This is a genomic window from Rhodanobacter sp. BL-MT-08 (assembly GCF_054161255.1).
Map to the genome: position 1 here is coordinate 1,531,644 of NZ_CP167872.1, position 14,959 is coordinate 1,546,602.

Annotated in this window: 12 protein-coding genes; 3 read left to right on the forward strand and 9 right to left on the reverse strand. The window is 64.1% G+C overall.

The window, feature by feature from the left end; translation table 11 throughout:
- Nucleotides 1–187: 187 nt before the first annotated feature.
- The 5 genes from ACDK93_RS06600 to ACDK93_RS06620 form a co-directional block, all read right to left on the reverse strand.
- A complete protein-coding gene (locus ACDK93_RS06600; protein WP_458071809.1) occupies nucleotides 188–1,459 on the reverse strand; it encodes an MFS transporter in 1,272 nt (423 codons plus the stop codon).
- Nucleotides 1,456–2,580, reverse strand: coding sequence for a metallophosphoesterase family protein (locus ACDK93_RS06605; RefSeq protein ID WP_458071810.1), 1,125 nt, complete (start codon nucleotides 2,578–2,580; stop codon nucleotides 1,456–1,458). Before ACDK93_RS06605 ends, ACDK93_RS06600 begins: the two co-directional genes overlap by 4 nt.
- Before the next feature lie 257 nt (nucleotides 2,581–2,837).
- Nucleotides 2,838–3,473, reverse strand: a complete 636-nt coding sequence (locus ACDK93_RS06610; RefSeq protein ID WP_458071811.1) for a hypothetical protein — start codon at nucleotides 3,471–3,473, stop codon at nucleotides 2,838–2,840.
- A 241-nt stretch (nucleotides 3,474–3,714) separates the two neighbouring features.
- Entirely contained in the window at nucleotides 3,715–5,352 is a 1,638-nt protein-coding gene (locus ACDK93_RS06615; RefSeq protein WP_458071812.1) for a CocE/NonD family hydrolase, read from the reverse strand.
- Between the two features lie 26 nt (nucleotides 5,353–5,378).
- Nucleotides 5,379–6,098, reverse strand: a complete 720-nt coding sequence (locus ACDK93_RS06620) for a TetR/AcrR family transcriptional regulator (RefSeq protein WP_458071813.1) — start codon at nucleotides 6,096–6,098, stop codon at nucleotides 5,379–5,381.
- A gap of 82 nt (nucleotides 6,099–6,180) precedes the next feature.
- On the opposite strand from ACDK93_RS06620, the gene ACDK93_RS06625 reads away from it, so the two are divergent.
- The 3 genes from ACDK93_RS06625 to ACDK93_RS06635 all read left to right on the forward strand — a co-directional run bounded on the left by ACDK93_RS06625 (nucleotide 6,181) and on the right by ACDK93_RS06635 (nucleotide 9,632).
- Nucleotides 6,181–7,059 (forward strand): SDR family NAD(P)-dependent oxidoreductase, encoded by an 879-nt coding sequence (locus ACDK93_RS06625; protein ID WP_458071814.1) that lies wholly within the window; start codon nucleotides 6,181–6,183, stop codon nucleotides 7,057–7,059.
- A gap of 63 nt (nucleotides 7,060–7,122) precedes the next feature.
- Nucleotides 7,123–8,691 (forward strand): flavin-containing monooxygenase, encoded by a 1,569-nt coding sequence (locus ACDK93_RS06630; protein ID WP_458071815.1) that lies wholly within the window; start codon nucleotides 7,123–7,125, stop codon nucleotides 8,689–8,691.
- On the forward strand, nucleotides 8,688–9,632 hold the full coding sequence (locus ACDK93_RS06635; RefSeq protein ID WP_458071816.1) for an alpha/beta fold hydrolase: 945 nt from the start codon (nucleotides 8,688–8,690) through the stop codon (nucleotides 9,630–9,632). Before ACDK93_RS06630 ends, ACDK93_RS06635 begins: the two co-directional genes overlap by 4 nt.
- Nucleotides 9,633–9,701: 69 nt before the next feature.
- On the opposite strand, the gene ACDK93_RS06640 is transcribed toward ACDK93_RS06635, so the two are convergent.
- The 4 genes from ACDK93_RS06640 to ppk1 all read right to left on the reverse strand — a co-directional run bounded on the left by ACDK93_RS06640 (nucleotide 9,702) and on the right by ppk1 (nucleotide 14,928).
- On the reverse strand, nucleotides 9,702–10,433 hold the full coding sequence (locus ACDK93_RS06640) for a UDP-2,3-diacylglucosamine diphosphatase (protein ID WP_458071817.1): 732 nt from the start codon (nucleotides 10,431–10,433) through the stop codon (nucleotides 9,702–9,704).
- Between the two features lie 14 nt (nucleotides 10,434–10,447).
- Nucleotides 10,448–11,131, reverse strand: a complete 684-nt coding sequence (locus tag ACDK93_RS06645; protein WP_458071818.1) for a peptidylprolyl isomerase — start codon at nucleotides 11,129–11,131, stop codon at nucleotides 10,448–10,450.
- Between the two features lie 73 nt (nucleotides 11,132–11,204).
- The gene (locus ACDK93_RS06650) at nucleotides 11,205–12,722 is read right to left on the reverse strand and encodes a Ppx/GppA phosphatase family protein (RefSeq protein WP_458071819.1); all 1,518 of its coding nucleotides are present in this window, start codon (nucleotides 12,720–12,722) and stop codon (nucleotides 11,205–11,207) included.
- A gap of 97 nt (nucleotides 12,723–12,819) precedes the next feature.
- On the reverse strand, nucleotides 12,820–14,928 hold the full coding sequence (gene ppk1 / locus ACDK93_RS06655) for a polyphosphate kinase 1 (RefSeq protein ID WP_458071820.1): 2,109 nt from the start codon (nucleotides 14,926–14,928) through the stop codon (nucleotides 12,820–12,822).
- Nucleotides 14,929–14,959 lie beyond the last annotated feature (31 nt).

The following is a 14,959-nucleotide window of genomic DNA, read 5'->3' on the forward strand; positions in this document are numbered from 1 at the left end:
AGAGAAAGTTGTCGGCGGAAAAAACGCTGGCCCCTGGCCAGGACGCCACTACGCGCTCCAGCGATATTCGGATATCGGGATGATCTTCCACGATAAGAACCGTCAGGTCGGCTAGCACGGTTTTCCCGGAGACAGCATATGGTGGGTCCGTTTCGACAGTAGTCTGTATCGGCGGCCCTGTCGCGAGTTATCTCACGCCGTCCGGCCCGCTCTGCGCGTCCAGGCCGTGGCTCGGGCGAAGGTCGGCGCTGCACGCTGGCTTCAGCAGGCGCGCAAATCCCAGCCAAAGAGTCAGCGATCCCAGGGCGATCGCGCCGAGCAGAAGAAAGGCCGCACGGTAGCCGAACAGCTCGGCGATGAAACCGCCCAGCGCGGGGCTGAGCGCGGCGCCGAGCCCCTGCACCGTCATCACGGCACCCTGGCCCACGTTGACGTGGCCGCTGCCCTTCAGCAGTCGCGCAACCAGCGCCGGTACCGCCACGCTCTGCAGCCCCGCGCCGATACCGTCCAGCGCCTGTACCGGCCAGACGCCCCAGCTCTTGATCATTAGTGCGGCGATGAGGCCCCGCAGCGGCAGCGCGAGAAAGGTCAGCAAGATCACGCACCAGTGGCCGCGCGTGCGCATCAGGCGGATCGCCACGATCGAGGCAAGCACCATCACCAGCTGGGCCACCACGATGGTTTTGGCCGTAAAGATGGCTGGATTGCCCTGATGCGCTGCGACCACTGCCAGACCGTAGAGCGGCAGCATGGCGGCGTTGCCGAGATGAAAAAAGGCCAGCGAACCGGCGAGAATCAGCAGCGGACGATTGCCCAGCAGCACGCGCAGTCCGGACACGTGCTCATCGCCGTCGTCGTCGCTTTCCAGGCCGCGTGCGTAGCGGTCGTTGATCGATTTGCGCGGAATCAGCCATACGCTGATGATGGCCAGGACCGCGAACAGTGCGGCCAGAAAAAACACCGCGCCAAAGCCGAACTTCCAGCCCAGAAAGCCGGACAGGCTGGCACCGATCACGTTGCCCGTATGGTTTGCCACCTGGTTGCGCCCGAACTGACGGTCGAAGCCGGCCTGTCGCACCATGCCCAGGGTGATGCCGGCCAGCGCCGGGCCCAGCGCTGCGCCGGCTACGGCTGTGGCGATCTGAGAAGCGGCCACTACGCCGTAAGAGGGTGATATCCAGAGCAGGGCCGACGCCAGTACGGTAAAGATGCTGCCGATGACAACCAGCGCGCGCTTGCTGCGCGTAGCGTCGACCAGGGCGCCCGCGGGGCCCGTCGCAAGCATGCCGGCAATGCCGCCGATGGTCATCACCGAGCCGATGGCGCCGGTTCCCCAACCCCGGCCCTGCAGAAAGACGCCGAGAAAGGGGCCGATACCGGCCTGCACGTCCGCCATGAAGAAATTCAGCGACTCCAGCGCGCGTCGGCCGGGAATCCTCGATGGCGACGGCGCGCTCACAACTTGCGCCCGTATTTGTTGGGGCCCAACTGCGAGCCGAGGATGCCGTGCTCCGGCCATGCTTCCACCGCATGCGCGTTGGTCCCGGGCAGGGCGTCGGGTCGCCCGATGGACGCGGCTGCCTGCGGCGTCAGCCCATCGATGCGATCTTCGTCGCTGCCGCCGTCGCCACTTTGCGCATGCACAATCACGCTGCAAGCATCCGGCGTTTCGGGCACGGTCGCGCACCACGCGCCGTTCTCGCCGTCGACGGGGCGCATCAGCACAGGCTTGCCGTCGTCCACGCTGACGGTCACTGCGCGAATATCGTCGCCGAAAACCCTCATACGCACGGTGATCGTGTCCGTGGGCACCTGCTGCAGCGAGCTGATGTCGGTCTCCAGACGGCGATCGGCGGGGCTGGTAATCGCTACGAAAGGCCACGTCGAGCCCGGCGTCTTGAAACGCCAGCTGACCGAGGATCCGTCGACGGCGGCGATGGAAAACCCGGCTTCCCCATCGCCTTCTTCGACCTGCGCCATGGAGCGCGTCGAGGCGTAGGTCACCGATCCGTCGTTGAGCAACGCGTTGTAATGCGTATGGCCAGTGTCGACCATGGCGACATGCGCCTTGGCGAACAAACGCCCGATCTGGCCGCCGTGTTCGTGCAGATCGCCGGGGTACGCGTGCATGAAAACAACGGGTCGGTGCGCCGCGGCGGACGGTTTTTCCAGCTGCTGTTCCAGCCAGCGCAGCTGCGTTTCGCCGAGGCGAAAATCTGGCCTGCCGGATCCCGGCGAAACGATATCCAGAAACACGCAGGATCGGCCGCCGATCGTGACGGCCATCGGCAGCGGGTGGGCGCCATGCATGCGATAGAACGCGTTCAACGTGCCCGGTTCGACATCGTGATCGCCCGGTATGGCGTGTACCGGCAGATGAATTTCGCTCAGCGCGTCGCCGATGCGTTGATACTGTTCCATGCTGCCGTTGTTGGCGTTGTCGCCGGGCAGAAAAACGAAATCCACGGTATCGGCAAGATAGCGATTGGCCTCGGCGACCTTAGCCTTGAGCCTCGAAATGCCGAGATGGCCGTCTTCGTGGCTGACATGAATGTCGCCACAGTGCGCCCAGGTCAGCACGATGGGGATCCCGCTTCGGCCTTCGGCGCACAGCGCGCGGGCCGTTGTGAAGCACTGCCATCGCGGTGGGTAACCGGCCTGGCTACTGCTCCGGCGGCGGCGCAGCAAGTGACCCGATTCGAACCATTCGACCGCATGGTGTCTCCTCGATGAATGCCCCTGCGCTGGACGACAGCCAAGATCTGGCTCACGGCGGCGCTGTGGCGCTTGTCCTTTACTCCACGCCACAGCGGCGAGCCGCTTGTCATCGCCAGCCGTCAGTGATGTGCCGCGTGATGCTTGGGCGGGTGATCCTTCTTTGGCGTCTTTTCGTCGTGCTTGGACGGCTTCGGGGGTTTGGCGATTTCGGTCAGGGAGGATTCGTCCTTGCCCATCGCCCTGGCGTCCACGACGCTGCCGTGCTTCGTGGTCAGCTCGTGGCCACGTACGGCAAGCGGCGCCCCTGCCACGAGAATGCTGGCGAACGGCTCGGCGCCATGTGGCGGAAAGCGAACGAGGGTGCCGTCCTCCAGCAGCGCGCCGTGGGCGTTGCCTTTGGGGCCGTGCAGCAATCGGCTCACCACGCCGACATGCGTTGTCGGCTCGCCACGCTCGGCGGGTTTTTTCGGCTTTTCGTGCTTGGGATCGGGGCCGTCATCGACGATGCGTTTTCCTTTGGCAGGATCGATCGCTACTGCCACGATCAGGTCGCTGTCGCGCGTTTTCACGCCGTGCACTGTCAGCTTGTCGCCGGGCGACAGCGCCTTGAGCAGCTTCTCGGAAAGATGGGGAGGGGTATAAATTTCGGTGCCGTCATCGAGTAGCAGACCGTCGACATCGGCCTTGGGGTTGAGCAGAAAGCGGCCGAGCGTGCCGACAGTTTTCGGCAGGTAATCAGGATCGAGCAGGTGCATGGGACAAACTCCGCTGGGGACGTGGGGACCGTACTGGGTGGCGACTGACGAGGGCTTTCGTGAAAACAAACGCTGACCGCCGCCTCTTTCAACGCAACCACTATGACCTTCAAATTCGCAGAAATTGTGCAGGGACCATGCGTGACAAAAACGTCGCGTCAATGCTGCGGCCTGGTCGGCTGGAGCGCCTGCGAACGTATGCCTGTCGCGGGCTGCCCATGCGCGCAGCCCGCGACGCGCTTCACACGGCTTTCGCGGTTTCACTCGTTGGGGATGTCGAGAAGCTGAGCAGACAGCCGTCAGGCTCGGCACAGTGCAGGGTGATTTCGACCGGTTTCGTTGCGACGCCATGGCGGTTGTTTTCATCCGAGCCGAGGTTGCGCGCAAAGCGAGGGAAGGCGCCCCCGCAGACGAGTAGCCGCAGGTGGTGGCCCCGGGGCACCTGCCATGCGACAGGGGACGCCTTGAGCAGGGTAGTGCGGCCGTTGGTGGTGGGCGACGGCGAGGGTCGAAGCCTGATATAGGCATCTGTGATGTTGATCGTGCGGCCGCGCGGATCGACATCGCACAGGCAGACAAACAGATCGTGATGCGGATCGCTTGAGGACGTGCGCAACGTCACGCGAACATCGCCAATGATGTCGAGGGGCTGGACGAGGGTGGGGCCGTCGAAGCTCAGCACGTCGCTACGCGCGCAAAGCGAGCGAACGTCACCGCGGCCCTTGCTGTTCGCCAGCATCGGTCCGGCAAGGCTGGGTGTGGGATCGGACGGGTCGTAGGTAAATGAGCGCGTGCCCGTCTCGATGGCGTTATCGGCAAGGCGACCGTCGGCGCTCAAAGCCAGTTGAGTCGTCTTGCTGTCGGTGGGCGGCCACGCGTCTGCCTCATGCCAGCTGTTCGGCCCGTTGAGCCAGAATCTGACTCGACCGAGGTCTTGCGGGTGCGTTGGCCTCAAATCCCTGAGATGGATGTCGAACCACTGCAGCGCGTCGCGCAGGCTTTCGCCGATCATACCGATGCTCGAGTGCGTCCACTGGCCGACGGTCATTCGTGCCGTGCAGCCGCACGCCCTCAGCGCCTGAAAGTCGCGCATCTGGTATGCGAATAAAAAATCCGACCAGCCGGTGACCATGCTGACCGGCGTTTTGATGCGGTCGATCGTGTCGGTGAAACGAATCGGCGCCCAGCGCTCGTCCTGCGGGTTGCCTGTGGCCCACTCGCGCCAGAAATCGACCCGCCTGCCCAGCGCGTCGACGTCGATGGTGTGGACCGGCAACCGAGCGTAGTAGCGTTTAAGCGGATCGCCGAACAGACGTTCGCGGATGGCGTTACGCAAGCGATGGCTGCGCTCCTGATGCTCCAGCAGGTGCGCCCAGACCAGCAGATCCTGCAGCCGAAAGCCGCCGCCGTCGTGGATGGCTTCTTGAAAATCGCTGGTGGTGACGCTCATGGCCATGGCGGAAAGGCGATCGCCCAATTCGGCCGCCATCGCCCACTGCACTTGTCCCATATAGCTGCCGCCATAAAGGCCTAAACGGCCGGCAAACCAAGGCTGGTTTTCGATCCAGCTCACCGTATCGATGCCGTCGGCAGACTCCTGGAAAAAGGGATGAAAGCGACCCTCGGAGCCGAATGTGCCGCGGCAGCTTTGGATGACAGTTGCATATCCGCGGTTGGCAAAGGCCTGCGCCATCAGGCCGAAAACGCTGCCGCGGCCGTACGGCGAGCGCAACAATACGGTTGGCTGACCCGATGGCTCTGCCGGGAGATAGACGTCACCGAGAAGGCTCACGCCATCGCGCATTGTCATGCGCACATCGCGATGCCGAACGGTGCGCGACGTGCGTGGCGGCAGTTTCAAAAGGCGATCGAGCAGCATGCGGGTCTCGCGACGTTGGGTTACGCCTAGCGTCGCACTCGCGAGGTGTTTTTTACGGCAGCATGGTTCAGCGCGGCGCGGTTCGATCGGCTGTTACGGGCCTGCTTGATGGCGTAGGCGTAAGTTCCCAGCAATACCTGGCTGCAGTTGCGCACCATCCTTTCTTCGGAGTCGCGATAACCCGAGAGCAGCCAGGCCGTGCCTGCGTTGGTCATTGCGCCGACCAGCGCCATGCCGACAATGCGCTGATCGGCGTGATCGCCCAGCGCGTTCTGCGTGGTCGGGTCGGCCGAGGCAATGATCTGCTTGGCGAATTCGGACAAATTGCGCTGATAGGTGGCGTCGGTTTCCGCGTTGATGCCCATCACTTCGAGCATCAGCACGCGCGCCGCGCAGGTATCGCGTAAAAAAGCGAAAAATGCGCGCAGACCGGCATCGATGCGTTCTTCAAGGCGTTCGCCCTGGCTCTCTATCGCCTGCTGCAGCGCTGCGTGCAGCCGCTGGGCGTGGTGTTCATAGGTCGCGCGCAGCAGGTGGTCGGTGCTGTCGAACGCCGCGTAGAAATAACGATCGTTCAATCGGGCTTGCTGGCAGATGGCGCGCACGGTCGCCTTGCGAAATCCGAACGTGCCGAACACCTGGGTCGCCGCCTGGATCAACGCCTGGCGCCGCTCGGCGGCACGGTCCTCGTGGGCGACGCCGCCGTAGGGCCGGCCGGCAGCTTGGGGTTCAGCAGTTTTTTTCATGCGTTCATTTGACAGCAGAAAGAGCAAAATTTAAAGTGGTGACACGTAACACCACACTTGCGTGGTGGTTGAGGAATGTCCAGTGCAGATCTTCAAGGGCAAGGTCGCTGCTATCACCGGCGCGGCATCGGGGATGGGCCGCAGTCTCGCCGTCGAGCTGGCCCGGCGCGGCTGCGCTCTGGCGCTCAGCGATCGCAACGAGGCGGGCCTGCAGGAAACCGCAGCGCTGTGCGCAACACACGCGGTGAAGGTAACGACCCAAATGTTGGACGTATCCGACCGGGCGGCGGTATTCGAGTGGGCACGCCTGTCGAACGCCGCGCACGGCAAGATCAATCTGATCTTCAACAACGCCGGTGTGGCGCATACCGCCTCGGCGGCCACGGCGACCATCGAAGATTTCGAATGGATCATGGGCATCAACTTCTGGGGCGTGGTGCATGGTACGCAGGCGTTTCTGCCCTATCTGCGCGCCTCCGGCGAAGGCCACGTGATCAATCTATCGAGCCTGTTCGGTCTCATGGCCATGCCGACCCAGAGCACCTATAACGCCAGCAAGTTCGCCGTGCGCGGCTACACCGAAGCGCTGCGTATGGAATTGGAACTGGAGGGTGCACCGGTCAGCGCAACCAGTATCCACCCCGGCGGCGTGGCCACGAATATCGTGAACTCGTCGCGCATCGACAAGCAGATTGTCGACGCCACCGGACAAGATGAGGAAACCCACCGCCGTCGCGCCAATCGGCTGATCAACGTCACCACGCCAGACGCCGCAGCGCTGCAGATTCTTGCCGGGGTGGAGAAAAACGCGCGTCGCGTGCTGGTGGGCAAGGATGCGTGGGTGATGGACAAGTTGATTCGCCTGCTGGGTTCGGCGTATCAGGTGCTGGTGCTTCGACGCGCGCGCAGCATGCTGGGTAGTCCAGCGAAAAGCAGCAGTGAGCCGCCTGCGGGCCATTGAATCCACCGTTTTGTATGGCCGTCCAAATCACGGCGGCAAGCAAACCTCGCCAGGAGCGATCGCATGACATCGATGAGCGAATTCAAATCATCCGGTGCGCCGGCTAGTACCGAGGTCGACTACGACGTGCTAATCGTGGGTGCCGGGCTATCTGGCATCGCTGCGGCCTACCATTTGCAGGATCGGCTGCCGTCGATGCGCTTCGCCATTCTGGAAAGTCGCACGACACTAGGCGGCACGTGGGATCTGTTTCGCTATCCCGGCGTGCGCTCGGACTCGGACATGTACACACTGGGCTTCAGCTTTCGCCCATGGCAGGGCGACAAGGCGATAGCCGAGGGCCAGAACATCCTCGACTACGTGAAGGACACCGCGCGCGAGTTCGGCATCGACAAAAAGATCCGGTTTCAGCACAAGATGCTCGGCGCCGAGTGGAACTCGGCCACCGCGCGCTGGAGCGTGCTGGTGGAGCGTACCGTCGAGGGCCGCCGCGAGCAGATCCGCTACAGCTGCAGCTTTCTCTATATGTGCAGCGGCTATTACGACTACGACACCGGCCACGCGCCGACATGGCCGGGCATGGATCAATTCGGTGGGCAGATCGTGCATCCGCAGCACTGGCCGGCCGACCTCGCCTACGCGAACAAGCGCGTGGTGGTGATCGGCAGCGGCGCGACCGCGGTCACGCTGGTGCCGACCATGGCCGAAACGGCCCAGCATGTCATCATGCTGCAGCGCTCGCCGACGTATATCTTCGCGCTGCCGTCGCGCGACGTGATCGCCGACAAGCTGCGCAGCTGGTTCCCCTCGAAGATCGCCCACCGGCTGATCCGCACCAAGAACGTGCTGCTCAGCATGTACCTGTACAACTACGCGCGGCGCAAGCCCGATGCGGCCAAGAAGGCCATTTTGAAAATGGCGTCGAAGCAGCTCGGCCCCGACTTCGATGTGGGCAAGCATCTGACGCCACGCTACAAGCCTTGGGACCAGCGCCTGTGCGTGATCCCCAATGGCGATCTGTTCAAGGCGATTCGCGCGGGCAATGCGTCCATCGTGACCGACGAAATCGAATCCTTCACCGGCACTGGCCTGCGCCTGCGCAGCGGCGAACAGCTCGATGCCGACATCATCGTCACTGCCACGGGCCTGAAGTTGAAGCTGCTCGGCGGCGCGACCATCACGGTTGATGGCCAAACAATCAACCTCGGCGACACGGTGTCGTACAAGGGCATGATGTCCAGCGGCGTGCCGAATCTTGCCTCGACCTTCGGTTACACCAACGCGTCGTGGACGCTGAAGGCCGAGCTGGTGGCGAAGTACGTGTGCCGTCTGCTCGAACACATGAAGGCCGGCGGTTACGACACCTGCGTGCCGGTGCTCGACAGCGCCGACGCCGGCACACAGCCGGCGGTCGACCTCACATCGGGCTATATTCAACGGGCTGCCGCGCAGCTGCCGAAACAGGGCGTGCACAAGCCCTGGATCTACCACCAGAATTACGCGCGTGACCTGGCCGCTTTCCGCTACGGCAAACTCGAAGATGGCGCCATGCGGTTTGAGCGCCGCAGGGTGTCGAACAGTGCCGCCAGCCGTGAGCCACGCCAGCCAGCCAAAGCGAGTGCCAGCCTGTGACCATCCTTCTTTCCATCGTCATTTTGCTTGTTGTGGTGATCGCGGCGCTGGTCGTGTTCTCGGCACTTATCGCCGCCAAGGTCGAGAAGGCGCTGCCGCCGCGCGGCCGTTTTATCGACATCGGCGCCGATCGCATTCACTACGTCGAGCAGGGCAGCGGTTCGCCGATCGTGCTGGTTCACGGGCTCAGCGGCCAGTTGCTCAACTTTGCCTATCTCGACCTGCAGAAGCTGGCGCGCTCGCACCGGGTGATTATGATCGACCGTCCGGGGGCGGGCTATTCCACGCGCGGGGAAAACTCGCCCGCCACCATCGTCAATCAGGCCGCGACTGTCGCCGCGTTCATCGAGGCGTTGAAGCTCGACAAGCCGCTGCTGGTCGGCCATTCGCTGGGCGGCGCCATTGCGCTGGCGGTTGGCCTGAATCATCCGCAGTCCATTTCACGGCTGGCCCTCATCGCGCCGCTGACGCACACGCAGAGCGAGCCGCCGGAATCTTTTCGCGGCCTGATGATTCCCTCGCCGCTGATGCGCCGTGCAATCGCTCATACGCTCGCCACGCCGCTGTCCATTCGCAAGGGTCCCGAAGTGTTGGCGTTTGTCTTCGGGCCGGAGCCGGTGCCGAAGGATTTTCGCACCAGGGGCGGTGGCCTGCTTGGGCTTCGCCCGAACAGTTTCTACGCGGCCTCATCCGACATGCTGGCGACAGCCGAGGATTTGCCCAACATGGAAAGCCGGTACGGCACGCTGAAAATGCCGGTCGACGTGCTGTATGGCCGGCAGGATCAGGTTCTCGATTATCGGCAGCACGGTGAAGCGTTGACGCGGAAAATTCCTCACGCCACGCTGAAACTGGTCGACGGCGGCGGCCATATGCTGCCGGTCACCGTACCTGCGTTGACGACGCAATGGCTGCTTGAGATCGCCGACTCGGGCGTCTAGCCGACTGCGTTGCTTCGCCTGAGACGAAACCGGTAACGGTGCCGACACATGTCGCCGCCGCAGCCAAAACTAGCCGTCGGAAGAAAGGCCGCGCAATGCCACGCCGTCAGGCGTGACCCTCAGCACCGAGCCGTGCTCGTACCAGTCACCGAGCACGATGCGTTCGGCGGGCTGATGGTCGAGCTGCAGTGCGTGTACTGCAGGGCGATGGGTATGGCCGTGGATCAGTCGAGTCACGCCTGCATGGCGTAGCGCCTGCTGCACGGCGTCGGTATTAACGTCCATGATGCTTTCCTGAGTCGCGCCCGTATGCGCACGGCTGTCTTCGCGCGCCTTGCTGGCGAAGGCGCGGCGCGCCTCCAGAGGCATGGTCAGAATCTGCGCTTTCCACTGCGGCGTACGCACCTGCTGGCGTACGGTTTGATAGGCCACGTCGTCGGTGCACAGCAGGTCACCGTGCATCAGCAGCGTGGGGCGACCATAGAGTTCATGGACCGCGCCGTCGTCCAGCAGCGTGAGGCCGGCGCGCTGCGCGAAGGTTTCGCCGAGCAGAAAGTCGCGATTGCCGGCCATGAAGTACACCGGCACCCCGGCGTCTCGCACGGCGCGTATCGCCGTGGCGATGCGTTCGGGCAGCTCGGCATCGTCGTCGTCGCCGACCCACGCTTCGACCAGGTCGCCGAGGATATACAGCGCATCGGCGCGGCGCACTTCGTCGCCGGCCAGATAGTGTTCAAACAGCTCGGTGATCTGCGGACGCGATGGATCCAGATGCAGGTCGGCGATGAAAAGCGTGGCCATGGTGCTGGCAGTCCCTAATGCTTTGTGGCTTTCTTGGCTGGCTTGGCCGAGGCTGGCGACCCCGTGCTGGCGGCAGCTGCCGGGGCATCCTCGCCGATGACGCGGGCGCTGTTGATCACCACCAGCGGGTTAGGCACGTCAGCGGCAAACGGGCCGAGTCCGCGCGTGGGCAAAGCAGCGATCTTGTCGACCACGTCCATGCCCTTCGTCACCTTGCCAAAAACGGTGTAACCCCAGGTCAGGCTGCTCTGGTTGCCGGTGAAATCCAGCCGGCGGTTGTCTACCAGGTTGAAGAAAAACTGCGACGCGCCGGAGTTCGGGTCGGCGCCTCTCGCTACGGCAAGTGTGCCGCGCAGATTGGACAGGCCGTTGTCCGATTCGCTGGCGATGGCCGGGCGCGTGCGTTTGGGCTGCAGGTCGCGCGTATACAGCCCACCCTGCACCAGATAGCCCGGGATTGCCCGGTGGATCACCGTGCCGTCGTAAAAGCCGTCGCGCACATATTGCAGGAAATTGGCCACGCTCTTGGGCGCCTTGTCCGGATAGAGCGCTACCGTGATGTCACCCTGCGAGGTATGCAGCACGACCTCCGGAGCGGCGGTGACAGGCGCAGAAGCCGCGGGGGCGGGCTTGGCGGTCTGCGCCGCTAGCGTCAGCGGCGCAGTGAGCATGAGGATGGCGAGCAGGGATTTGAGCATGGGCATCAGGCAATATTTGGCGTGCCGACATGATACGCGCACGCAACCGGCATGATTCATGAAAACCCGTCACTCAGCTGCTTGAAAGATCCAGCTTCAGTCCCAGCTCAGCCATTGGCGACTGCTCTTGCTGCAGATCGGATTCGCTCAGCGGGTGCTGCTCGAACCAGGCCAGCGGCAGGGTGACACGCAGCTTCTGGCTGGTCGCAGTCACGCGCATGGGCGGCAGCGACTCGGCGCGGCGTGCGCGGCGAAACAGCACGGCCAGGCGCAGCAGGGCGGTGGTGTAGCGCGCCAGCGCGCGGTAGCGCACCGGCAGCGTGAGGATCAGCGCCCTGTCCGGCTTGCGCCGATGCATTTCGACCACCGCCGCCAGCAGCTGCTGCTCCTGTCGCGAAAAGCCGGCCAGGTCCGCGTGGCGCAAGATGTAGGCACCATGATGGTGGTGCTGGCTGTGGGCGATGGCGAGGCCGATTTCATGCACGCGCGCGGCCCAGGACAGCCATTCGCGCGCGTCGGCGTCGAGCTTCCAGGCTTTGGCCACCTGATCGAACAGCATCAGCGCGGTGGACTCCACGCGCCTTGCCTGCGCGCGATCCACGCCGTAGCGGGTTGCCAGTGCGTCGATGCTGGCCGTGCGCGGATCACTGCCGCCCGCGCGGCCGATAAGGTCCCACATCAGCCCTTCGCGCATCGAGCTTTCGCACACGCGCAGCCGTTCGATGCCCAGCGCGGCAAAGGCGGCCTCGAAAATCACCACGCCGCCGGCGAAGACGGCAGCCCGATCTTCGACCAAGCCGGGCAGTTTAAGCAGGCTGATCTGGCCCTGTTCGAGAATCGCCTCGCGCAGCGACGCCAGCGACGCCGGCGTGATGCCGTCGTCGGAGAGCTTCATCGCCTGCACGACGGCGCCGATCGACTTGGCCGTGCCGGACGATCCGTAGGCGTCCTGCCAGCCGGCTTCGCGGTAGTCCTCGTCGAACTGCTGCAGCAGCACGCCGATTTCGCTGCGCGCGCGCTGCCAGCGCTTGCGAGTCAGCTTGCCGGCGGGAAAAAAGCGCAGCGTCGAGGCGATGCAGCCGGCCTGCACGCTTTCCGTATGCAGCGGCGCCAGGCCGCGCCCGATGATGAACTCGGTGCTGCCGCCGCCGACGTCGATGATCAGCCGCGGTTCGCGCGAGGCCGGCAGGTCGTGGGCGGCGCCCAGAAAGATCAGTCGTCCTTCCTCGCGCCCGGATACCACTTCAATGGGATGGCCGAGCGCCGCTTCGGCGGCGGTCAGAAAGGTCTGCGGGGATGCCAGCCGGCGCACCGTATTGGTGGCCACCGCGCGCACGCGCAGCGAGGGCAGGCCGGCGATGCGCTGGCCGAAGCGGGCCAGGCAGTTCATCGCGCGGGCGCGCCGTTCGGCGTCCAGCGTGCCGTCGGAGCGCAGGCCGGCAGCCATACGCACGCTTTCGCGCAGCCGATCGATCACGCGGGGTTCGCCGTGTTCCATCCGTGCCACCACCATGTGGAAGCTGTTGGAACCCATGTCCACCGCGGCGATCAGTTCGCCGTCGCGGATCGGTGTGGCATCGGCTGGACTCACGTCAAGCCTCCCTGGTCGAATGAACGCGAATTCTCGCACGCTCGCGTGAGGCTGACGTCACATGCATCCCGGCAGGCTTTCTGCGCGACGAAAAAAATCACGGGCAGTAGCGATCGAGCAGACGCTGTTGTGCGCTGAAGGGCGGATCGTTGCCGGGCTCCGCACGCGTGTATCGGCCATCGGCGTCAAGCACCCATGCCTGCGTGTTGTCGGCCAGGCTGCCGGCGAGGGTTTCCTCGAACACCCTGGCGGAAAGTTCGGGATCGAGAATGGGAAACGCGATCTCGATGCGGCGCATCAGATTACGCGCCATCCAGTCGGCGCTGGCGCAGTAAAGCTCCGGTTCGTCGTTGTTGGCGAACCAGTAAACGCGGCTGTGTTCGAGGAATCGGCCGATGATCGAGCGCACGCGAATGCGCTCGGAGATGCCGGGCAGCCCCGGCCGCAGCGTGCAGGCGCCGCGCACGATCAGATCGATTTCCACGCCGGCCTGCGAGGCGCGATACAGCGCCTCGATCACGTGCGATTCGTTCATCGCATTGAGCTTGGCGACGATGCGCGCCGGCCGGCCGGCTTTCGCGTGTGCTGTTTCGCGCTCGATCTTGGCGACCAGGCCGGTATACAGCGTAAACGGCGAATGCAGCAGGCAGTTGAGCTTGATCATCGGGCCCAGGCCCGACAGCTGCTGGAAGATCTTGTGCAGGTCTTCGCCGATGTCCGGGTTGGCCGTCATCAGGCCGATGTCGGTATAGGTGCGGCTGTTGATCTGGTGATAGTTGCCGGTCGACAGGTGCGCGTAGCGGCGCAGCCCGTCGCCCTCGCGCCGCACGATCAGCATCATCTTGGCGTGCGTCTTGTAGCCGACCACGCCATAAACCACCTGCACGCCGGCCTCCTGCAGGCGCACGGCGAGCTGGATGTTGGCCGCTTCGTCGAAGCGCGCGCGCAGCTCGATCACCACGGTCACGTCCTTGCCGTTGCGCGCCGCGTCCACCAGCAGGCCGACCAGCGGGGTGTCCTCACCGGCGCGGTAAAGCGTCTGCTTGATCGCCAGCACCTGCGGATCGACGCTAGCCTGGCGCAGCAGATCGACCACGGCAGCAAAATTCTGATACGGGTGATGCAGCAGCACGTCGCGCTGGCTGATAAGGTCGAACTTGTTCTTCGCGCCGTCGAGCGCCGCCGGCAGCTGTGGATTGAAGCGCGGAAACTTCAGCTCCGGCCGATCGAGCAGGTCGTAGATCAGCTGCGCACGGATGATGTTGACCGGACCGTCGCAGCGGTAGACGTCGGCGTCGCCCAGCTCGAAGTTGCGCGTCAGCATGGCGGTGATCGCTTTCGGGCAATCGTTGGCAATTTCCAGCCGCACCGGACGCGCGTAGCCGCGGCCGATCAGCTCCTCGCTAAGCGCATGCGCGAGGTTTTCGACTTCGGCTTCTTCAACGATCAACTCGCTGTTGCGCGTGACGCGGAACTGATAGGAACCCACCACCTTGAAGCCCGGAAACATCAGGTCCGTGAATGCCTGCAGCAGTTCGGCCAGAAACACGAAGTGATCGCCATCGCCACCCACTTCGTCGGGTACGCGGATGATGCGCGGCAGCGAGCGCGGCGCGCGCACCAGGGCCATGTGGCCTTCATGACCGAAGGCGTCGCGGCCTTTCAGTACCACCGCGATATTCAGCGTCTTGTTGAGGATGCGCGGAAACGGATGCGACGGATCCAGCCCCAGCGGCGACAGTACCGGTAGCACCTCGTGCTCGAAATAGCCCTGCAGCCAGCGCCGCTGCTTCGCCGTCCAATGCTTGCGCGTCAGCACGTGCACATTCTCTGCATCGAGCTGGGGAATGAGGTGTTCCTGCCAGGTCGAGAACTGCTCGGTGACCAGATCCAGCGCGCGCGCGCGGATGCGGTTGAGCAACTCGCCGGACGTGATGCCGTCCGGCCCCGGCGCCGACGTGCCGTACGTGTGGTGATGCTTGAGCATCGCCACGCGCACCTCAAAGAATTCGTCGAGATTGTTGGCCACGATGCTCAGGTAGCGCAGCCGCTCCAGGATAGGCACATGCGGATCGCGCGCCATCGCCAGCACGCGGAAATTGAATTCCAGCGTCGCCAGTTCGCTGCTCAGGTACAGCTGCGGAGAATTCAGGTCGATCGGCGAAGGTTCGATCGATGGCGAGGATGTGGGGGAGACGCGTGGCATATCGCCATTCTGGCCCATGCTGCCACTCAAA

Excerpts from the sequence above, each read along its gene's own strand:
- ACDK93_RS06640 (WP_458071817.1), bottom strand. The coding sequence starts at position 10,433 with ATGGCCACGCTTTTCATCGCCGACCTGCATCTGGATCCATCGCGTCCG.
- ACDK93_RS06610 (WP_458071811.1), bottom strand. The coding sequence starts at position 3,473 with ATGCACCTGCTCGATCCTGATTACCTGCCGAAAACTGTCGGCACGCTC.
- ACDK93_RS06645 (WP_458071818.1), bottom strand. The coding sequence starts at position 11,131 with ATGCTCAAATCCCTGCTCGCCATCCTCATGCTCACTGCGCCGCTGACG.
- ACDK93_RS06630 (WP_458071815.1), top strand. The coding sequence starts at position 7,123 with ATGACATCGATGAGCGAATTCAAATCATCCGGTGCGCCGGCTAGTACC.
- ACDK93_RS06620 (WP_458071813.1), bottom strand. The coding sequence starts at position 6,098 with ATGAAAAAAACTGCTGAACCCCAAGCTGCCGGCCGGCCCTACGGCGGC.
- ppk1 (WP_458071820.1), bottom strand. The coding sequence starts at position 14,928 with ATGCCACGCGTCTCCCCCACATCCTCGCCATCGATCGAACCTTCGCCG.
- ACDK93_RS06615 (WP_458071812.1), bottom strand. The coding sequence starts at position 5,352 with ATGCTGCTCGATCGCCTTTTGAAACTGCCGCCACGCACGTCGCGCACC.